Here is a 19700-nt window from a genome sequence, read left to right as displayed (position 1 = left end):
TAAAAAAGGAGAGTCATTCTATTGAACAGGTATTTTAAAATTGTTGTTGCAATGTTTCTAACGATTTTCACATTCGTATCAACGCTACAACCACTTGCAGTTCAAGCTGCTAGTCAACTAGCTGACGGTGAATACTCAATCGGTTTCAAAGTTCTTAAAGACACATCAGATGAAGAATCTATGATGAATCAATACTCTGTAAGTCCAGGAACTTTAAAAGTGAAGAATGGGAAAAAGAAAGTATCCTTTACGTTAGAACATAGTTCATGGATTACAAAGTTTGAAACCGAAAAAAGTGGTCAGTTTGTTGCGACAAATGTAATTAGTGAAGATCAAGAAAAAGATACAAGAGTCGTAGAATTTGATGTGGACGATGTAGAGAAGGTATTAAATGCGAAAGTAAAAGTAGACATTGATTTTTTAAATTATCATCATGACTATGATGTACGTATTGCATTTGATCAAAATAGTATTACACCGATTCATGTAGAACAACCAAATGAAAAAGAGGACCCAGCTAATAAGCCAGATCCAAATGAAAATCCGGATCCGAGTCAGAAGCCCGACCAAAAGCCTGACCCAGATCAACAACCAAATTCTAACACAATTAAAGATGGAGAGTACAGCATTCCATTTAAAGTGTTAAAAGATCAAACAGATGAAGAATCTAAGATGAATACTTACATGGTAAATCCAGGGGTATTAAAAGTAGAAAACGGTAAGAAAAAAGCAATTGTAACGTTAAAAAATAGCTCATTAATTAAAAATTTCCAAACGGAAAAAGATGGCGCATTTGCTGATGCAAAAGTAGTGAGTGAAGATAAAGAAAAAGATACAAGAGTAGTAGAGTTTGAAGTAGACGATTTATCTAAAAAACTAAATACAAAAGTATTTATTGAAGTGGCATCACAAGGTTACAAGCAAACACATAATGTACAACTTTTATTTGAACAGGATAAACTTGAACAAATTAAAAATGAAGAGAAACAACCGGAAGTAGAAAAACCAGATACTGAAACAATTAAAGATGGAGAGTACAGCGTTCCGTTTAAAGTGTTAAAAGATCAAACAGATGAAGAATCTAAGATGAATACTTACATGGTAAATCCAGGGGTATTAAAAGTAGAAAATGGTAAGAAAAAAGCAATTGTAACACTAAAAAGTAGCTCATTAATTAAAAATTTCCAAACGGAAAAAGATGGTGCGTTTGTTGATGCAAAAGTAGTGAGTGAAGATAAAGAAAAAGATACAAGAGTAGTAGAGTTTGAAGTAAACGACTTATCTAAAAAACTAAATACAAAAGTATTTATCGAAATGGCATCAAGAAACTATAAGCAAACACATGATGTGCAACTTTTATTTGAACAAGATAAGCTTGAACAAATTAAAAATGAAGAGAAACCAGAAGTAGAAAAACCAGAAGTAGAGAAACCAGAAGTAGAGAAACCGGAAGTAGAGAAGCCAGAAGTAGAAAAACCAGATGCTGAAACAATTAAAGATGGCGAATACAGCATCAATTTTAAAACATTAAAAGATCAAACAGATGAAATATCAATGATGAACACATATACAAAAAGTCCAGGTGTGTTAAAAGTAAAAGATGGTAAGAAGTATGTATCATTTACGTTAACGAATAGCGCTTGGATTACAAAGTTTGAATTTGATAAAAATGGTTCGTTTGTTGATGCGAATGTATTAAGTGAAGATACGAAAGCTGATACACGTGTAGTAGAAGTGGAAGTAGCAGATTTATCGAAAAAATTAAACGCAAAAGTAAAAGTCGACATCGATTCAATGAATTATCATCATTTCTATGATATTCAATTTGCATTTGATAAAGATAGCATTAAACCGTTAGATAACCAAGGCGGAAATGATAACCAAGGCGGAAATGATAACCAAGGCGGAAATGATAACCAAGGCGGAAACAACAACAAAGGAGGAAGGAAAAGAAAACCAAGGCGGAAACAACAACCAAGGCGGAAACAAAAACCAAGGCGGAAACGACAACCAAGGGATAACCAAGGCGGAAACGACAACCAAGGCGGAAATGATAACCAAGGTGGAAACAACAACCAAGGCGGAAACGACAACCAAGGTGGAAACAACAACCAAGGCAATAATACAACAATTGATCCAAACGCTCTTAAAGACGGTGAATACAGCATTGGCTTTAAAGTATTAAAAGATCAAACAGATGAAATATCAATGATGAATACATACACAAAAAGCCCAGGTGTATTGAAAGTAAAAGATGGTAAGAAATATGTATCGTTTACATTAACAAATAGTACATGGATTACAAAGTTTGATTTTGAGAAGAATGGCTCGTTCGTTAATGCAAAAGTATTAAGTGAAAATAAAGAGCAAAATACAAGAGTAGTAGAAGTAGAAGTAAATGATTTGTCTAAAAAATTAAATGCAAAAGTAAAAGTAGATATTGATTCAATGAATTATCACCATTTCTACGATGTTCAATTTGTATTTGATCAAGATAGTATCAAAGCTTTAGGGAACCAAGGTGGAAACGATAACCAAGATGGAAACGATAACCAAGGTGGAAACGATAACCAAGGCGGAAACGACAACCAAGGTGGAAACGATAACCAAGGCGGAAACGATAACCAAGGCGGAAATGACAATCAAGGTGGAAATAATACACCGAAAGTAATAGTTGATCCGAAAAATTTAGTAGATGGTCAATATGATATTACATTTAAAGTGTTAAAAAACAAAACAGAAGAACTTTCAAAGATGCATGACTATACTGTAAATCCAGCAAAATTAATCGTTAAAGATGGTAAAAAGTACATTGAGATGACGCTGAAAAATAGTGCGTGGATTACGAAATTCCAAACAGAAAACAATAGTCTTTTTGCTGATGCAAAAGTAGTAAGTGAAGATAAAAATGCAAATACGCGAGTAGTACAATTTGAAGTAGAAGATTTATTTAAAAAATTAAATGCAAAAGTGAAAGTAGACATTGATGAGATGAACTACCATCATTTCTACGATGTCCAAATTCAATTTGATACAAATAATATTGGTGCGTTAGGAACAATTAAAGAGGATCCAAAAAAAGATCCGAAAAATGATCCGAACAATCCAGTGATTACACCGAAAGTAGATAATGTAAAAAAAGTAGATAATCCTGATTTTAACCGAAATGCAGATGATAAGAAGAAAAAAGAAGATCAAAAAAATGATCCAAAAAAAGAGAAAAACTCAAAAACGGCAGATACAGCACAACTAGGTTTATACATGGTGCTATTGCTTGGGTCACTTGCTTTACTAGTTCGTAAATATAGAGCAGGAAGATTGTAATTTTTGGAGTCTTGATGCATGTTCGCATGCATCAAGACTTGTTTCATATTGTTTGGAAAGGAGTGGTGATTGAGAGTGAAGAAAATTGCTAGTGTACTAATGGCTATCATTCTATTAGTGAGTGTAGCTGGATGCTCGGCGCCCAAAAAAGAAGCAGCAAAACAGGTAAAGAGTGAGAGTAAAGAGAGAATTGTTGCAACGACAGTTGCTGTTACTGAAATTATGGATGCGTTAGAAGTAGATTTAATTGGTGTACCAACAAGTACTAAAGATTTACCAAAGAGATATAAAGGTTTACCTGAAGTTGGGAATCCGATGAGTCCTGATATGGAAAAGGTAAAATCATTAAAGCCGTCAGAAGTATTATCCGTGACAACACTTGAATATGAATTAAAGCCAGTTTTTGATGGTGTAGGTATGAAAGCAAACTTTTTAGATCTAACAAGTTTAAAAAATATGCAAAATTCCATTAGTAATTTAGGTAAGCAATATGGACGTGAAAAGCAGGCTGAAGCAGTTGTAACTAAGTTAGATAACAAGGTTGCAGAGATTCAAAAAGCAGTAAAGGGAAAGAAAGAACCGACAGTGCTTATTTTATTAGGTGTACCGGGGAGTTATTTAGTAGCAACAGAGTATTCTTACATTGGAGATTTAGTGAAACAATTAGGTGGTAAAAACATTGTACAAGGTGAACAAGTAGAGTATTTAGCTTCTAATACAGAGTATTTAAAAAAAGCTGATCCAGACATTATTTTACGAGCGGCACATGGTATGCCTGATGAAGTTGTAAAAATGTTTGATAAAGAATTTAAAACAAATGATATTTGGAAACACTTCGCTGCAGTTAAAAATAATCGTGTTTACGATTTAGAAGAGCGTTTATTTGGAACGACAGGAAATTTAGCAGCGACTGAAGCGCTAGATGAATTGAAAAAAATGATGTATCCGTGATGCATTTTAATATAAAGGAAGATTAGCATGAATAAAAAATTTTGGAGTTTCTTTATTGTTACTGTATTACTCATCATTATGACTTTGTTGTCAGCGACGAAAGGTAGTTTAGAAGTAGGTATTATTGACCTTGTACAAGGAATATTTACAGGGGCAAATGAAGATGTTGAAGTGATTAAAGATTTACGTTTCCCACGTATTATTATTGCACTATTTACTGGAGCAGCTCTTGCTGTTTCGGGCGTGCTCTTCCAAGCTGTCATGAAAAATCCACTTGCTGATGCTGGGGTAATCGGGATATCTTCAGGAGCAAGTTTTATGACACTTGTTATTATTACGCTATTCCCGCAATTCTTTTTCTGGACGCCGGTATTCGCCTTTCTAGGTGGTGCGTTTGCGTGTTATCTCGTTTATTCGTTTTCATGGAAATCAGGATTAAGTCCACTTCGCATTATTTTAATTGGTATTGCCATTAATGCGATGTTCACTGGATTAAATGAATCGTTCATTACGATTTGTGGATACTTCATTAAGAGTATTAAGCAAACGACGACTTCTAATATAACGATGAAGACGTGGGGCGATGTAGAAATAATGGTTATTTATGGAACAATTGGTCTTATTCTTGCACTGTTTGTCGGAGCTTGGTGTAACTTATTATCTCTACAAGATAAGACTGCAAAAAACTTAGGCTTGCACGTGACGAGAGTTCGTCTTATTATTTCTGCCATTGCAGTACTCTTAGCGGCAGTATCAACAGCAATTGCAGGTGTTATCGCTTTCGTAGGATTACTCGTTCCGCACATTTCAAGACAACTAGTTGGTTCAGACCATAAAGCATTAATTCCATTTTCTGCTCTTGCAGGGGCGTTATTAATTTTGACGGCGGATACGATTGGAAGGTTAATTGTGCCACCTAACGAAATTCCAGCAGCGACGATTATGGCAGTTATTGGTGGCCCATTCTTAATATTCTTGCTTAGAAAGAGTGATAAAGTTCATGGAAATTAAAAATGTAACCTTTTCGTACGATAATGTAACGGATCGATTAAAGTCGGTTAGTAGTGAAATAGAGATTGGTAAAATTACAACAATTATTGGACCAAACGGTTGCGGGAAATCAACATTACTTGGTGTGATGTCAAGAAATCACGATCCTCGTAGTGGAGAGGTAATACTTGATGGGAAGGCAATTAGCCAATATAAACCGAAAGAGTTTGCTAGAAAGTTAGCCGTTGTCCATCAACAAAATGAAGCACCGGCAGATATGACGGTAGAGAAATTAACAAGCTTTGGCCGTATGCCTCATAAAAATATATTTTCTTCGCAAACTGATGAAGATAGAGAAGCAATAGAAAGGGCTTTAGCATGTACGAATTTGCTAAGTAAACGTGATAAGGAAATTCATGCTTTATCTGGTGGAGAAAGACAGCGTGTTTGGATTGCCATGACGTTAGCTCAGAAGACGCCAATGCTCTTTTTAGATGAACCGACAACATATTTAGATATTTATTATCAACTTGAAATATTAGAGTTAGTAAAAGAATTAAATGAAGCACAAGGATTGACAATCGTTATGGTATTACACGATATTAATCAGGCGATTCGCTATAGTGATCATATCATTGTTATGAAAGACGGCGAAATTGTTACAAAAGGCAAGCCGAATGATGTTGTGACAGAAAGTATGATAAAGACGATATACGGTGTAGATGTCGTTGTAAAGCGAGATGAAGATACAGGATTGTATATGGTCCCAATGGGTATTTAAACATGCGAACAATCCGTTTTGAGGTGATAATTTGAGTAGCAAAAAAGAAAGGAAGAAGAATTCTTTTTTTCAACGAATACTTACAGTTGTTTTTTTAGGTACCTTTTTCTATTCAGTATATGAATTAGGTGATATTTTCATGGATTACTATGAAAATCGTAAAGTAATGGCCGAAGCACAAAACATTTATGAAAAAAGTCCGATGGAAGAGCAATCACAAGACGGGGAAGTGCGTAAACAGTTCAAAGTTCTGCAGCAAATTAACCAAGAAATAGTTGGATGGATTACGATGGATGATACACAAATTAATTATCCAATCGTTCAAGCAAAAGACAATGATTACTATTTATTTCGAAATTATAAAGGTGAAGATATGAGAGCAGGAAGCATTTTTATGGACTATCGTAATGATGTGAAATCTCAAAATCGAAATACTATTTTATATGGTCACCGTATGAAAGATGGTTCTATGTTTGGAAGTTTAAAGAAAATGTTGGATGAAGATTTCTTCATGTCGCATCGTAAATTATATTACGATACATTATTTGAAGGATATGATCTTGAAGTGTTTTCGGTGTATACAACAACAACTGATTTTTATTACATTGAAACGGATTTTAGTAGTGATATGGAATACACATCATTTTTGGAGAAAATTCAAGAAAAATCGCTGTACAAAACGGATACAAAAGTGACAGAAAGTGATCAAATCGTAACACTTTCGACGTGTGACTATGCACTTGATCCAGAAGCGGGAAGATTAGTAGTACATGCGAAACTAGTAAAAAGACATTAAATAAAAAAAGTATAGAATATGAGAAGTGGTAACACTCTTCATATTCTATACTTTAAAAAAGAAATATGCTTACTGTGCTGCAGCCATTGGCATACGTACAACTTTTACATCATAGTAAGCAATTTTATTATCAAGAATATAGTCTGGCATCCCGCCTTGATGTGAGTGAGCATCTTTAAATGCTGAGCTCTTTGTCCAACCTTGGAAATCTTCTTTTGCATTCCAGCGAGTGCTAATTGTTACTTCATCATAATCAACTGTATTTTGCGTTAAAAGAACTTCTAATCCTAAAAATCCTGACATTGTTTCGACTTTACCTACTTTATTAAAACGCTCAATTAATTTATGGCCATTTCCCTTTGTAATTTTAGTTGTATTTGTAACAATAATCATGTTTATTCCTCCTATAAATGTGTAGCCTTTATTTTCAAGAACTCATATACATTAAATGATAATGAAAATCATTATCATTGTCAATAGTAATTTTCATATAAATGTAGAATTAAGGATGAATTTACTATTATATAAATAATTTGACCATATAGTTAATGAAGTTATATATTATTAAAATAAAACAAAATAAGAAATATACACAAGCAAAGTATGGTTTATACCTTGCTTTCGCAATACTATGAACAAGGAGGGGATTATGGTCGAATCACTGTTACTTAGTATCGTTATTATTATTACACTAGGCATCGCCTCACAATGGACTGCATGGCGCTTCCAGCTCCCTGCTATTGTTGTTATGGCAGTTGCCGGATTATTAATTGGTCCAGTTTTCGGTATTATTAATCCAAAAGAGGTGCTTGGAGATGTTTTTAGTCCACTCGTATCACTTTCTGTTGCCATTATATTGTTTGAGGGTAGTTTAAGTTTAGATGTACGTGAACTGAGGGGACTATCAAAACCAGTATTTCGTATTGTTACGTTTGGTGCGTTTATTGCTTGGATTGCTGGCTCACTTGCAGCCCATTACGTCGCTGGATTAGATTGGGCGGTTGCATTTATTATTGGAGGACTTTTTATTGTGACAGGTCCAACTGTAATTATTCCGTTGTTACGCCAAGCACGATTAAAGCCAAGGACAGCTGCAATTTTAAAGTGGGAAGGGATTATCGTTGATCCGTTTGGAGCATTACTTGCTGTATTCGCCTTTCAAATTGTAAATTTCTTAACGAAAGAAAATGTACACTTACATACGTTACTATATTTCTTTGCAGGTTCGTTATTTGCAATGGTACTTGGGTATGCGTTTAGTATTTTTATGAGTTATATGATTTTAAAAGGGAAAGTACCAGAATATTTAAAGGCACCGATTTTGCTCGTTACGGTATTACTATGCTTCGGCATTGCAGATGAAGTCATGCATGAAACAGGTATGCTAGCCGTAACAGTAATGGGGATTACACTTGCACGGATGAAGAAATATATTTCTTCTATCGGTGATATTCGTCATTTTAACGAAAATATTTCCGTACTATTAACATCGACTGTTTTCATCATCTTAACAGCATCACTTCCAAGAACGACGATTATGGAGATTTTTAGCTGGCCTATTATTAGCTTCGTACTTATGATGATATTTGTTGTTCGTCCTTTATCAATTTGGGTATCGACAATCGGAACAGAGTTAACAAAATCAGAAAGGGCGCTAGTTGGTTGGATTGCGCCGCGAGGTATTGTTGCATTAACGGTTTCAAGTTACTTTGCGACGGAGTTATTACAAGAAGGGTATAAAGATGCTTCTATATTAACAGCACTTACATTTGCACTCGTAATTACGACCGTTTGTGCTCATGGATTTTCAATTGGATTTTTAGCAAAAAAATTAGGATTAGCCAATACACAGCCACCAGGTATTTTAATTTCAGGAGCTAGTACATTCTCAACTGCATTCGCTATGCATTGTAAAGAGATGGGGATTCCGAGCTTAATCGTAGATGTATCGGAAGAACATTTGCAATGCGCAAAGGTGAAAGGGCTTAATACATATAACGGCCAAGTACTCTCAGAGCAGTTGCAATTTGAAGTAGATATGAATCAGTATGAATACTTAATTTCAGTTACAGATACGGATTCTTACAATGTATTAGTCGCAAACACATATGTACCGCAGTTTGGACATCATAATACATTTTTACTTCCGATTCATGATGTGGAAAAGATTGAGCAAGAACGCATCTCTCTTTCGAAAAAAGCTCATTTACTGTTTGGTCAAAATGAAATTTATGAAGAGTTAGATAGAAAAATTGAAGAGGGTTATACATTTAAAACGATACAAGTTGAGGAAGAACAAAAAATTAATAAAGAAGAGAGCGATTCAGAGGATGTAATATTATTTATTCGTCACGATGATGGTAGTCTTACTTTTTCAACATTGTATAAATATATAGCGATTATACCAGGAGATGAGCTAGTTGTACTAGCAAAGCAATAATATGGTATAGTGAAACGAGGCTTTTTTCAGCCTCGTTTTTTACATTGCTTCCTACTAATTAGAAAGCATTCAAATGGAAAGGAAGACATTACATGCGATCTGAAGTAACTATAAAAATAAAACCGAAGTTTATAAAAGAAATTAAAAGTGGATATCCACTTATTTTAAAAGATGCTATTCAAAATTTAAATGATGTACGTGAAGAAGGAACAATCATCAACGTAGTAGATGAGAAGAACCAATTCATCGGAAAAGGCTATTATGGAAAACAAAATAAAGGATATGGATGGATTTTAACGAGAAAAGAGAAAGAGCAAATTAATCAACCTTTCTTTGAAAGTAAAATCAAATCTGCTTTACATAAACGAAAAGATTTTTATAAATCAAATGATACAACAGCATTTCGTGCCCTGAATGGTGAGGGCGATGGCCTTGGTGGTTTAATCATCGATTATTATGACGGCTATTACGTAATAAGTTGGTATAGTGAAGGGGTTTATACTTTCCGCGATGAGATTATAGCAGCACTTCAAAAAGTAGCAAATTTCAAAGGGATTTATGAGAAAAAGCGTTTTGATACGAAAGGGAAATACATTGAAGGTGATGATTTTGTCGCAGGAGAGCGCGGTGAGTTCCCACTTATCGTAAAAGAGAACGGTGTAAACTTTGCTGTATATTTAAATGACGGGGCGATGGTTGGTGTGTTTTTAGATCAGCGTAACGTTCGAAAACAAATTCGTGATAAATATGCAAAAGGAAGAACGGTTCTAAATATGTTCTCTTATACTGGGGCTTTCTCTGTATTTGCAGCGCTTGGCGGAGCGAGTAAAACAACGAGTGTGGACCTTGCAAATCGTAGTTTAAGTAAAACGATTGAGCAGTTTAGTGTAAATGAAATTGATTATGAAGCACAAGATATTATTGTAGAAGATGTATTTCTGTATTTCAAATATGCAGCTAAGAAAAAGATGAAATTTGATATGGTTGTACTTGATCCCCCAAGCTTTGCACGCTCGAAAAAATATACGTTCAGTGCGGCGAAAGATTATAAAAACTTATTAAAAGAAACAATTGCGATTACAGAAAATAACGGTATTATCGTTGCTTCTACAAATTGTAGCGCATTCGATATGAAAAAGTTTAATGGCTTTATCGATACAGCATTTAAAGAAATGAACGGTAAATATAAAATATTAGAAGAACATTCTTTACCAGAAGATTTCCGTACAATTGATCAATTTAAAGAGGGAGACTATTTAAAAGTAGTTTTCATCGAAAAAATTAAAGGTTAATGAAAATAAGAAAAGGAGCTCAAGTTTAAATGAGCTCCTTTTCTTATTGAATAATATTTTGTACTCTGCCAACCTGTCCGTCTTGCAATCTTACTTTAATGCCGTGCGGATGTGAAGGTGAGTTCGTTAAAATATCTTTTACAATTCCTCTTGTTAGCTTACCTGTACGTTGATCTTGTTTTAATACAATATCGACTTCAAGACCTGATGAAATGTTAGATCGTTTTTGCCCGTTCATTTATACACCTGTACGTCTACGTTGGTTGTTTGTTTTCTTCGTTTGTTGGTTTTGTAATTTTTTCGTTTCTTGACTTTGACTTCCATTATTTGAGCCGTTTCCATTTCCTTGCTTTTTCTTCGCAAGTTGTTCGCGCATTAAATCAGCTAAGCTTACTTTTTTGTTTTCTGACATGATAAGTCTCCTTTATATAAAGTTAATTATGAACAATCGTAGTGAATTTCATCATATCATTGTTAGGGAAGGAAGGGAAGTTGGTTTGAAAATTCATATAATTCTTTCCAGCATTCATTCGTTACGATACAATTAAATTGTTAATGTTTGTTAAAAAAGGGGATAGAAATATGTCACATCATATTTTATTAGTTGAAGATGACATCTCAATTCAAGAGATGGTTGAAACATATTTAGTAAAAGAAGGTTTTCAAGTTACAATCGCATCTGATGGAGAAGAAGGAGTTAACGCATTTTTAAAAGGTTCATTTGATTTGATTATCCTCGATATTATGATGCCAAAGTTAGATGGCTTAGAGGTCGTTAGAATCATTCGAGAAAAAAGTGCCGTTCCGATTTTAATGATGTCAGCGAAAGATACAGATGTTGATAAAGCTGTTGGATTAGGACTTGGAGCAGATGATTACATTTGTAAGCCGTTTTCTATGATTGAATTGGCTGCACGTGTAAAAGCAGGTATTCGGAGGTCTACAAAGTATTCGGCTGTGGAATCAAAAGATGAGGCGATTCAGATTGGTGATTTAATAATTGACCCAATTAATTTTACTGTGGAGAAAAAGGGAAGACAGCTTAAACTTACTTTAAAAGAATTTGAGATTTTAAAGCTATTCGTGAAGAATCAAAATCGTGTTTTTACGAAAGCACAAATATATACGCTTGTTTGGAATGAAGAATATTATGGTGATGATAATGTTATTAATGTTCATATGAGAAGATTACGTGAGAAAATTGAAAGTGATCCATCTAATCCAGAATATATTAAAACATTATGGGGCATCGGCTATAAGTTGGAAGTGATGTAGTATGGTTGTATTTTTAACAGTGGTGATTATTATATTGCTTATCGTTATTTACGTGCAATATAAAATTAGGAAAAATAGTAGTAGGAATTTAAGCTACACGTATGAGAAGTTAAATCGAATTGTAAAAGAACAAACTGGTGAGAAGCTATTAATTATGACAGATGATCTAGAATTGCAAAAGTTATTAGTGGCGATTAATCATTTATTAGATGCAAAACAGAAAACGAATGCAGATCATGCGAAAGTAGAAATTTCGATGAGAAAAATGCTTTCAAATATTTCACATGATTTAAAGACGCCACTAACCGTTATTCTTGGATATATAGAAATGTTAAATAAAGATAAAACGATAACTAAAGAAGAACAGCAAATATTACTTGAAAAGGTGCATGTAAAAACACTAGAAGTGATGGAACTGATTCATAAGTTTTTTGATTTAGCAAAATTAGAATCCGGTGACAAAGCAATCGAGATGACAAAAGTAAATATGAATGAAGTTTGCCGCGAGAAGATTTTATCTTTTTATGATTTAGTGACGACGAAAGGGTTTCAAGTTCATATTGATATAGCAGAAAGAAATATATATGCACTTGGAAATGTAGAAGTATTAGGCAGAGTATTGAATAATTTAATATCAAATGCGATTACATATGGGGACGATGGAAAGACACTTGGTATGACTTTAAGAGATGATGAAACGAGTGTGTATATAGACGTATGGGATACAGGAAAAGGAATTGATGAATCTCATATTGATAAAGTGTTTGAGCGTATGTACACACTTGAAGATTCAAGAAATAGATTGTACCAAGGAAGCGGTTTAGGGTTAACGATTACGAAAAGGCTTGTGGAAGCGATGGACGGAGAAATACATCTTTCTAGTAAGCCGTATGAAAAAACAATTTTTACAGTTGTATTAACAAAGATGCTGTTTTAGCTTGTAGAGAAGTAGATTCTACAAGCTTTTTTTTCAGCGTAAGGAATTTGTAAGGAACGGGTAAGAAAAAAGAGATTTCCGTTGTCTATTATAGAAATATAAAGTAGTGCGAAAGGAGACAGTGACATGACATATATATTAAAAACGAATCAGTTAACGAAAGTGTTTAAAGGGAAAGAAGTTATTTCTAGTGTTAACATGCATGTGAAAAAAGGAGAGATATACGGTTTCTTAGGACCGAATGGTGCAGGTAAAACAACGATTATGAAGATGATCACAAATTTAATAAAACCGACGAGCGGTGATATTGAAATTTTCGGTGAGAAGTTAACAGACACATCTTATGAAGTATTAAAAAGAATGGGGACAATTATCGAATATCCAATCTTTTATGATAAATTAACGGCGAAGGAAAACTTAGAATTACATTGTGAATATATGGGGTATTACGATAAAAACGCAATTGATCATGCTTTAAATTTAGTAAAACTGCACGGTATAGATGATAAAAAAGTAAAAGATTTTTCATTAGGGATGAAGCAACGACTTGGTATTGCAAGGGCGATCATGACAAAGCCAGAACTACTCATTTTAGATGAACCGATTAATGGTTTAGATCCAATTGGTATTAAAGAGTTACGAGATTTATTTAAAATGCTTTGCAAAGAATATGGCATTACTTTATTAGTCTCTAGTCATATTTTAGGTGAGATGGAACTAATGGCAGATACAATTGGTGTGATTCAAAATGGAAAACTAATAAAAGAAGTTTCGATGAAGAGTATTAACGGAAAACAAACAGAGTACATTGAAATCACAGTTCCTGATGTGAAGCGTGCAGCTTATATTTTAGAAGATAAACTCGCTATAAAAAATTACAAAATAATGAGTGGAAACATGATTCGTGTGTATGAATTGAAGGCGACGCAGCAAGCCATTTCAAAAGCACTTATTATGAACGATGTAGAAATTGAAAGTATTAATAAGAAACATAGCTCTTTAGAGGAGTATTTCTTAAATGTAATGGATGGGGAAGGCATTCACGCTTAATGTAATTTCAGCGAGGGGGATATGATGATGAATGCATTAATAGTGAACCTTATAGCGGGATTTATCGTAATGCTCATAAGTGGAATTTTATATTATAAAAAGCCAGAACGAAAGTGGAGTTTAATTTTACTAGTGATAGGGATAGTAAGCGTAGTTACGGCTGGAATTAGAATGTTAGTAGCATAGAGGAAGTTATGTCAGTAATGGAGGCGTGGTTTATATGTTTAAATTAATGAAACTTGAATGGAAGAAACATAAATTATCTAGTTACTTTAAAGGGGTAGCCATTTGCATTATAGCAATTTTTGTTGCGGTGAGCCTTATGGCATTGGGAATGAAAGGTGAAGGAGACGCGGCAATCACTGACTTCACAAAATATATGATTTTAGCAAATCTTATTATTAGGATAACATTCATTATTTTTAGTTCGGTCATTTTATCACGTTTAGTAATTGATGAGTACAAGAATAAAACAATGCAATTATTGTTTATGTACCCACTGCAAAGAAAAGTGGTAATGGGAGCGAAATTAGCAATTGTTTTTAGTTTTTGCTTTGTGAGCACGATTATCGCTACTTTCATTATTAGTTTGCTTCTATTCTGTATGAATCCAATGATGGGCCTACTTGAAACACCTGTTACGATGGGCGAAATAATATCTACTGTTCCGGCTACTTTTATAAATGCATTTATGATATCTGGTATAAGTTTAATTCCTTTATTTTTTGGTATGAGAAAGAAATCGGCACCGACAACGATTACTTCTGCAGTAATAATCGCGATGATAATTAACGGTAACGTTGGTACTGGAAACGGTCAAGTAAGTATGTTTAATTTCATAGCTATCCCAATGGTGTTTTGTTTATTAGGAATTTTCATTAGTTATCTTTCGTATCGTAAAATCGACAAGATTGATGTGGCGTAGTAAAGCAAGCTTAAAACAATAACGAACTGGGGTATGAATAGTGAAAAAAATAATAGTAATTGCAATTTTATTGATTACAATTGCTAGTATGGTTTTTGGTTTTAAGACATTTCATAGGAAAGATTTTAAGAAAGAAAATTCTTTTGAGATAAATAATATAAAAGAAATAGAAGTGGACAATGAAAACTGGGATATTGAATTTAAAAGTACAGACTCTAATAAAATAGTAATTTCCGCTCAAGGTCAACGATTAGATAAAGAGATAGATCCCGTTAAAATAGAAAATGACGGAAATAAAATGATGATTAAGCAAGAACAGAAGATGAACGGATTCGTTAATGGTTTTACGTTTAGGAAGAAGAATATCATTTCTATATTTATTCCGAAGAAAGAAATAGATAAAATTGTATTAAATAATAAATCTGGTGATGTGAAAATAAGCGATATAGCAGTGAAACATATCGTCACAAAAAGCAAGTCTGGAGATGAAATGATTGTAGGACTATCCGCAGAGAAAGGTGAATTCATATCGCAAAGTGGAGAGTTAGTTCTAAAAGATAGTTCAGTACAAGAGTTAAATACAAAGTCTACGACTGGTGATAACTATATAACAAATGTAAGTAACTCAAATATGAACATCACTTCAACATCTGGGGAAGTATTACTGAAAGATATGAAAGAAGGAAAATCATTATTTGTAGAAACAAAATCAGGAGATATTGGCGTAAGGTATAAAGGTGTTCCGGCTTCATTGAAACTTACGGCTAAAAGTAATTCGGCTGACATAATGGTGAATGTAAACGGACTTAAGAAAGATAAAAATACAGAAAAGATAAAAGAAGGAACTATTGGTGATGCAAAAAACAAAGTGGAGATTTTAAGTGAAACAGGGGTAATTTATATCGATTAAAATTTAAATGAAAGGAGGACTATCATGCTACGTCTTATGAAGCTAGAAATGAAGAAGTTTAAGCTTGGATGGTATGTAAGGGGAGTAATTATTGCAAATATCGCTATACTGGCATTATTGACCTCTATGAGCATCGTTTCTCAAATAGAAGGAGATCCAGAAATAAGAGATCCGCAGATGATTTTGTTAGCGGTTAGTACATTAGTAAGAGCAACATTTATTATTTTTGGTAGTGTGTTAATCGCAAGGTTAATAATTAGTGAATATAAAAATAAAACAATACTACTTATGTTTTCTTATCCAATTAACCGAAAGAAAATGATGGTTAGTAAGTTGGCCATTACAGCAACATTAACATTTATAACAGTTATTTTATCGAACATTTTAGTAGTAGGAATTTTCTTTGGGATAGATAGTTATTTTTCAATTCTTCCTAATCCATTTACAGTAGATCAATTGATGCAAGAAGGAATAAAACTGGTTCCTTTAGCCATTGCAACTGCGGGAATGAGTTTAATCCCATTATATTTCGGAATGCGTAAACGTTCAGTGCCAACTACAATTGTTTCATCCCTTATCGTTGTATCAATTGCAATGAATAGCAACCCAACGTTTCCTACAGCAACTTTTCTTCCCCTTCAACTAGCATTGGCAGCAATTGGATTTGCGATTGCATATTACGGAATTAAAAATATAGAGAAGGAAGATGTAACAGTATGACAAGAATAAGAAAAAAGAATTGGCGTTACACCAACTCTTTTTTGTATATGTATGCTTCATTACTACTCTGTATATTTGTAGTGTTTACTTAAATATTCTTGAACTCCTGGAGAAATGTTAAAGTTATTTGGACCTTTATATTCGATAGTAAACTCTCCATCTTCATTTGTTTCAAAGGAGATTGCATAGCTATCTATTTTAGAATCGTAAGAAGTATTTTTGACTTTTGCATCTAGATTAAAGTATTTTGTAATATACTCTTTTGATTCAGCAATTGCTGTTTGTTTTCCCCAAGGGGTACCATAACTTGTGAAATAAAGAGATACACCGATAACTCCAATGATAGAAGTTAGTAAGAGAGTTCTTATTGTTATTTTTTTGTTTTTTGTATTCAATTTAGTTCCCTCCAATTAATATGAATTTATCTTAACGTATTTTCTCATAAAATACCATTTAGTAGAAAATAGTTTCACATGAAACAAGTTACAGAAAAAGACAAGGTGCATAAACACCTTGTCTTTTTCTGTCGTTACATTTGGGGAGCTTCCATTCCAGTAGCAGCCCATTCTTCTTTGGAAGGACCGTATACGCCAGGGACTTTTAATCCAGCTTGACGCATTAAAACAGTCATCTGCCCGCGGTGGTGATTTTGATGATTAATGAGTGTCATTAAAAATATAGAATTCGGCATAGGGCGACCAAAGAAGTCATTAATAGTAGCTAAGTCTTTATCAGTCCATTCACTTTGAAGCGTTTCAACAAAAGCTGCATTCACATTGCGATATCCATCTGCAATTGTTTTTGCTGAAGTTGGTACAGGATAATCTTTCGTTTCTCCTTCAAACTTAAGTCCTGTCCCTGATAGCATAATAGGAAGTGCTGTAACGATATGCCAAGCGACTCTCCCTAAAGTCCAGTGCCCAGGTGCAATTTCTTGTGATAAAGATTCATCGGTTAATGCATCGAGCATCTTCTGAGTAGACTCAGCCTCGTATGTCCATGATGTTAAAAAATCTTCAATAGTTTGGTACATAGTTATCCCTCCTGTTTTTCGCTCGTATATTAAATTCGTGAGAGATAATATAATCCCTGTTTCATAAGCGATACTTAATTAAGCATTGCTACAATATAAAAATAATTAGAGAATATTTGTAAAAGTGTCAGAAAACCGCTCTATTCATTCGTATATATGATGAATAGAGAATGGAGTAAAGAGTGGTGATAAGGGTGAAGGATATAGAAATAGTAGAAGGTCTTCGAAAACAAGACATGTTAGCGTTACATACAGTCATTGATCAATATGGAGATTTAATTTATAAGGTGGTTCATAGTGTTTTAGATACGGCACAGAGTAAGGTGCTAGTGGATGAATGTGTTGACGATATTTTATTAATCGTTTGGTACAACATTAATAGTTATGATGAAAATCGTGGGAAGATTAGAAATTGGCTTATATCTGTTGCGAAATTTAAAGCCATTGATTATAAACGAAAAAGTAATAAGGTCTATCAATTACAAGAGTTTCAGCAAGACATATATGTAGAAGGAAAAAATGTTAATTTAAAAAAAGAAGAGCTAGATTGTAATTTTTTCGTTTTGATTAAAGAATTGAACGAAGAAGATAAGAAAATTTTTATAAAAAGGTATTTAGATGAATATAGTGTACAAGAAATAGCGCTTGAGTTCGGTATGACACGAGATACGGTGTATAGCAGGCTTTCAAGAGGGAGAAAAAAATTGAAGAAGATGTTGGGAGGGAATAGGGATGAATAAAGAAAAGTTCCTTCAGGAATTAAATAATTTGCAGTATAGTGATGATTTTGTAGATGACGATATAAATGATGAAAAAATAGATGAAAAGAAAATAAATCGTACAAAAGAAGTTGTAACAAAAAAAAATTTAATGAAACGATGTCATGAGGTTGTAAAAGAAGGATTACAGGGAAGTGAAGAGATTTTATATAGTATGTTTGCTGAAAATCCTCGCGTGAAAAATTGGCAGACAGGAACAGCGATGAGCTTAGGGGTAGGCGTTCTTGCAATGAACTTCGGTATTAATAATATGCTAATCGTTACAAATGAACGATTGTACGTGTTTTTTGTCGATCGCTATTATAATGACGTTGATCTAAAGGTATGTTTATTAAATGAAATAGCTTCTATGAAAACAATATTAGACCGTAAAGGTGGAAGTGAATTTCTGTATATAAAGTATAAAAATAATAGAGAATACGTATTGTTAGGAAACGCTGATGATTACAGAGAGCTATTTCAAATAGTAGGTGGATTGAAAATGGCAAGCGGAATAGAACTAAGGTTACAGGATAAGAAATTAAAGAGACAGTTAACTTTAAAACGAAGTGTGTTTAATATAATCATGTATTCAATTGTTATATACTTTATTTACAAAGCTTATATTAATTTTATCCCGCATTAACGGACAGTAAAACCCCCACTGATTAAAGCTTCGCTTTTGCATCTGCAAAGTGATCGTTATTGCTTGTTGATGGATCGAACATAACTGTAGGAGCGATTTGCTCTAATTCGTTTTTAATTGCTTTACCACGGAATGAAGTTATGATAATTAAATCTGGTTTTAGACGGCTGATTTCCTCTAAGTTTGGTTGTTGAAGTGTCCCAACATCTACAACATCCTTACTCGGTTTTGTTTCTGTATTTACCCATGTATTATAATTCTTAATGTCTGCCATCCATACTGGCTGAACACCAAGTGCTAATAAGTCTTCTGAATATCCCCACTCAAGTACAACAACTTTTTTCGCTGATTTATCTAACTTCGTTTCCCCTTCAGCGTGTTTAATTGTTATAGCTTGATTTGTATTGTCCGCTTTTGTTTCTTTTTTCTCCTTTTTTTGTTGTTTGTATCTGGTATACGATTTATACAAATTTTAATATATTGTATTGAAGTGCATACGTGTATCAAGGTTGAAGGAGCTGAAATTCCTTTAATGAGGAAGGCGAAAGTACAAGCGAAGGGAGAGCGTATTGCATGTAATATTTATTAGAATGTAAGGAAAAAAACTTTGTTTATAAAAGGTTTGTTCCAGAGCGGGTAGTTGATAAGGAAAATAAAAACTGATTTTTATTAGAAAGATATTTTTAATTAGTGGGCTTACTTAAAAAATCGAACACGAAGGAGGGTCAACATGTCTTTATGGAGTAATAATGCAAATGGATATTGTGGATGTAATAATCAAAATGGTGTGCATGTTGATTCATGCTGTTTTAGTTGCGATGGGACAGTTCCTAAGCTCGGTCCAACAGGCGAAACGGGAGCAACAGGAGCAA

Annotated in this window: 21 protein-coding genes and 2 pseudogenes; 17 read left to right on the top strand and 6 right to left on the bottom strand. The window is 33.7% G+C overall.

Going from position 1 to position 19700, the window contains the following annotated elements; genetic code table 11:
- Window positions 1-21 precede the first annotated feature (21 nt).
- The 5 genes from DN408_RS01890 to srtB all read left to right on the top strand — a co-directional run bounded on the left by DN408_RS01890 (window position 22) and on the right by srtB (window position 6842).
- A complete protein-coding gene (locus DN408_RS01890) occupies window positions 22-3324 on the top strand; it encodes an NEAT domain-containing protein (RefSeq protein ID WP_147739944.1) in 3303 nt (1100 codons plus the stop codon).
- 69 nt (window positions 3325-3393) lie between these two features.
- Complete coding sequence (gene isdE, locus DN408_RS01885; RefSeq protein ID WP_002165009.1) at window positions 3394-4275, top strand: heme ABC transporter substrate-binding protein IsdE; 882 nt, start codon at window positions 3394-3396, stop codon at window positions 4273-4275.
- Window positions 4276-4302: 27 nt separating this feature from the next.
- On the top strand, window positions 4303-5286 hold the full coding sequence (locus DN408_RS01880) for a FecCD family ABC transporter permease (RefSeq protein WP_002015421.1): 984 nt from the start codon (window positions 4303-4305) through the stop codon (window positions 5284-5286).
- Window positions 5276-6046, top strand: a complete 771-nt coding sequence (locus DN408_RS01875) for an ABC transporter ATP-binding protein (RefSeq protein ID WP_002165010.1) — start codon at window positions 5276-5278, stop codon at window positions 6044-6046. The genes DN408_RS01880 and DN408_RS01875 overlap by 11 nt, the downstream gene beginning before the upstream one ends.
- 31 nt (window positions 6047-6077) lie before the next feature.
- A complete protein-coding gene (srtB, locus tag DN408_RS01870) occupies window positions 6078-6842 on the top strand; it encodes a class B sortase (RefSeq protein ID WP_078177704.1) in 765 nt (254 codons plus the stop codon).
- A gap of 69 nt (window positions 6843-6911) precedes the next feature.
- Here srtB and isdG read toward each other — a convergent pair whose 3' ends face one another.
- The gene (gene isdG, locus DN408_RS01865) at window positions 6912-7235 is read right to left on the bottom strand and encodes a heme oxygenase (protein ID WP_002015426.1); all 324 of its coding nucleotides are present in this window, start codon (window positions 7233-7235) and stop codon (window positions 6912-6914) included.
- A gap of 256 nt (window positions 7236-7491) precedes the next feature.
- Here isdG and DN408_RS01860 point away from each other — a divergent pair, with 256 nt between their 5' ends.
- Complete coding sequence (locus DN408_RS01860; RefSeq protein ID WP_078177703.1) at window positions 7492-9282, top strand: cation:proton antiporter; 1791 nt, start codon at window positions 7492-7494, stop codon at window positions 9280-9282.
- Window positions 9283-9374: 92 nt separating this feature from the next.
- Window positions 9375-10574 carry a class I SAM-dependent rRNA methyltransferase gene (locus tag DN408_RS01855; RefSeq protein ID WP_002067464.1) on the top strand — a complete coding sequence of 400 codons (1200 nt, stop codon included), beginning with the start codon at window positions 9375-9377 and terminating at the stop codon, window positions 10572-10574.
- Between the two features lie 43 nt (window positions 10575-10617).
- On the opposite strand, the gene DN408_RS01850 is transcribed toward DN408_RS01855, so the two are convergent.
- Window positions 10618-10812, bottom strand: a complete 195-nt coding sequence (locus tag DN408_RS01850; protein WP_001014315.1) for a YwbE family protein — start codon at window positions 10810-10812, stop codon at window positions 10618-10620.
- Entirely contained in the window at window positions 10813-10986 is a 174-nt protein-coding gene (locus tag DN408_RS31260; RefSeq protein WP_002015431.1) for a hypothetical protein, read from the bottom strand.
- Window positions 10987-11156: 170 nt separating this feature from the next.
- On the opposite strand from DN408_RS31260, the gene DN408_RS01845 reads away from it, so the two are divergent.
- The 7 genes from DN408_RS01845 (at window position 11157) to DN408_RS01820 (ending at window position 16391) form a co-directional block, all read left to right on the top strand.
- Window positions 11157-11849: a response regulator transcription factor gene (locus DN408_RS01845; RefSeq protein WP_002088884.1), complete on the top strand. Its 693-nt coding sequence runs from the start codon at window positions 11157-11159 to the stop codon at window positions 11847-11849.
- 1 nt (window position 11850) lies between these two features.
- Window positions 11851-12786: a HAMP domain-containing histidine kinase gene (locus DN408_RS01840; protein ID WP_078177701.1), complete on the top strand. Its 936-nt coding sequence runs from the start codon at window positions 11851-11853 to the stop codon at window positions 12784-12786.
- A 126-nt stretch (window positions 12787-12912) separates the two neighbouring features.
- Window positions 12913-13836 carry an ABC transporter ATP-binding protein gene (locus tag DN408_RS01835; protein WP_078177698.1) on the top strand — a complete coding sequence of 308 codons (924 nt, stop codon included), beginning with the start codon at window positions 12913-12915 and terminating at the stop codon, window positions 13834-13836.
- A gap of 27 nt (window positions 13837-13863) precedes the next feature.
- A complete protein-coding gene (locus DN408_RS31255) occupies window positions 13864-14022 on the top strand; it encodes a hypothetical protein (RefSeq protein WP_162181133.1) in 159 nt (52 codons plus the stop codon).
- Between the two features lie 34 nt (window positions 14023-14056).
- The gene (locus DN408_RS01830) at window positions 14057-14761 is read left to right on the top strand and encodes an ABC transporter permease (RefSeq protein WP_002129317.1); all 705 of its coding nucleotides are present in this window, start codon (window positions 14057-14059) and stop codon (window positions 14759-14761) included.
- A gap of 40 nt (window positions 14762-14801) precedes the next feature.
- Complete coding sequence (locus tag DN408_RS01825) at window positions 14802-15671, top strand: DUF4097 family beta strand repeat-containing protein (RefSeq protein WP_078177696.1); 870 nt, start codon at window positions 14802-14804, stop codon at window positions 15669-15671.
- A 24-nt stretch (window positions 15672-15695) separates the two neighbouring features.
- Window positions 15696-16391, top strand: coding sequence for an ABC transporter permease (locus DN408_RS01820; protein ID WP_002129315.1), 696 nt, complete (start codon window positions 15696-15698; stop codon window positions 16389-16391).
- 62 nt (window positions 16392-16453) lie between these two features.
- Here the strand turns inward: DN408_RS01820 and DN408_RS01815 are convergent, their stop codons facing one another.
- Both DN408_RS01815 and DN408_RS01810 read right to left on the bottom strand, forming a co-directional pair.
- Window positions 16454-16786, bottom strand: coding sequence for a YfjL-like protein (locus DN408_RS01815; RefSeq protein ID WP_003191665.1), 333 nt, complete (start codon window positions 16784-16786; stop codon window positions 16454-16456).
- Between the two features lie 134 nt (window positions 16787-16920).
- Entirely contained in the window at window positions 16921-17424 is a 504-nt protein-coding gene (locus DN408_RS01810) for a DinB family protein (RefSeq protein ID WP_003191662.1), read from the bottom strand.
- Window positions 17425-17609: 185 nt separating this feature from the next.
- Between DN408_RS01810 and DN408_RS01805 the strand changes: the two genes are divergently transcribed.
- Both DN408_RS01805 and DN408_RS01800 read left to right on the top strand, forming a co-directional pair.
- Window positions 17610-18164, top strand: coding sequence for a sigma-70 family RNA polymerase sigma factor (locus tag DN408_RS01805; protein WP_078177693.1), 555 nt, complete (start codon window positions 17610-17612; stop codon window positions 18162-18164).
- Complete coding sequence (locus tag DN408_RS01800; RefSeq protein WP_078177691.1) at window positions 18157-18828, top strand: septation ring formation regulator EzrA; 672 nt, start codon at window positions 18157-18159, stop codon at window positions 18826-18828. The genes DN408_RS01805 and DN408_RS01800 overlap by 8 nt, the downstream gene beginning before the upstream one ends.
- A 40-nt stretch (window positions 18829-18868) precedes the next feature.
- Here the strand turns inward: DN408_RS01800 and DN408_RS01795 are convergent.
- Window positions 18869-19297 (bottom strand): annotated as a pseudogene (locus tag DN408_RS01795) (ABC transporter substrate-binding protein); the annotation flags it as partial.
- A gap of 261 nt (window positions 19298-19558) precedes the next feature.
- Between DN408_RS01795 and DN408_RS32390 the strand changes: the two are divergent.
- Window positions 19559-19700 (top strand): annotated as a pseudogene (locus DN408_RS32390) (BclA C-terminal domain-containing protein); the annotation flags it as partial.

It is taken from the genome of Bacillus sp. AR13-1 (assembly GCF_008042285.1).
Classification (GTDB): Bacteria; Bacillota; Bacilli; order Bacillales; family Bacillaceae_G; genus Bacillus_A; species Bacillus_A mycoides.
Note: the sequence above shows the minus strand (reverse complement) of the source record. Positions and strands in the feature narration are given on the sequence as shown.

Bases quoted from the DNA above. Each gene is read 5' to 3' on its own strand.
- DN408_RS01880 (WP_002015421.1), top strand. From the start codon at position 4,303: ATGAATAAAAAATTTTGGAGTTTCTTTATTGTTACTGTATTACTCATC.
- DN408_RS01875 (WP_002165010.1), top strand. From the start codon at position 5,276: ATGGAAATTAAAAATGTAACCTTTTCGTACGATAATGTAACGGATCGA.
- isdG (WP_002015426.1), bottom strand. From the start codon at position 7,235: ATGATTATTGTTACAAATACAACTAAAATTACAAAGGGAAATGGCCAT.
- DN408_RS01860 (WP_078177703.1), top strand. From the start codon at position 7,492: ATGGTCGAATCACTGTTACTTAGTATCGTTATTATTATTACACTAGGC.
- DN408_RS01855 (WP_002067464.1), top strand. From the start codon at position 9,375: ATGCGATCTGAAGTAACTATAAAAATAAAACCGAAGTTTATAAAAGAA.
- DN408_RS01850 (WP_001014315.1), bottom strand. From the start codon at position 10,812: ATGAACGGGCAAAAACGATCTAACATTTCATCAGGTCTTGAAGTCGAT.
- DN408_RS31260 (WP_002015431.1), bottom strand. From the start codon at position 10,986: ATGTCAGAAAACAAAAAAGTAAGCTTAGCTGATTTAATGCGCGAACAA.
- DN408_RS01845 (WP_002088884.1), top strand. From the start codon at position 11,157: ATGTCACATCATATTTTATTAGTTGAAGATGACATCTCAATTCAAGAG.
- DN408_RS01840 (WP_078177701.1), top strand. From the start codon at position 11,851: ATGGTTGTATTTTTAACAGTGGTGATTATTATATTGCTTATCGTTATT.
- DN408_RS01835 (WP_078177698.1), top strand. From the start codon at position 12,913: ATGACATATATATTAAAAACGAATCAGTTAACGAAAGTGTTTAAAGGG.
- DN408_RS31255 (WP_162181133.1), top strand. From the start codon at position 13,864: ATGAATGCATTAATAGTGAACCTTATAGCGGGATTTATCGTAATGCTC.
- DN408_RS01830 (WP_002129317.1), top strand. From the start codon at position 14,057: ATGTTTAAATTAATGAAACTTGAATGGAAGAAACATAAATTATCTAGT.
- DN408_RS01820 (WP_002129315.1), top strand. From the start codon at position 15,696: ATGCTACGTCTTATGAAGCTAGAAATGAAGAAGTTTAAGCTTGGATGG.
- DN408_RS01810 (WP_003191662.1), bottom strand. From the start codon at position 17,424: ATGTACCAAACTATTGAAGATTTTTTAACATCATGGACATACGAGGCT.
- DN408_RS01800 (WP_078177691.1), top strand. From the start codon at position 18,157: ATGAATAAAGAAAAGTTCCTTCAGGAATTAAATAATTTGCAGTATAGT.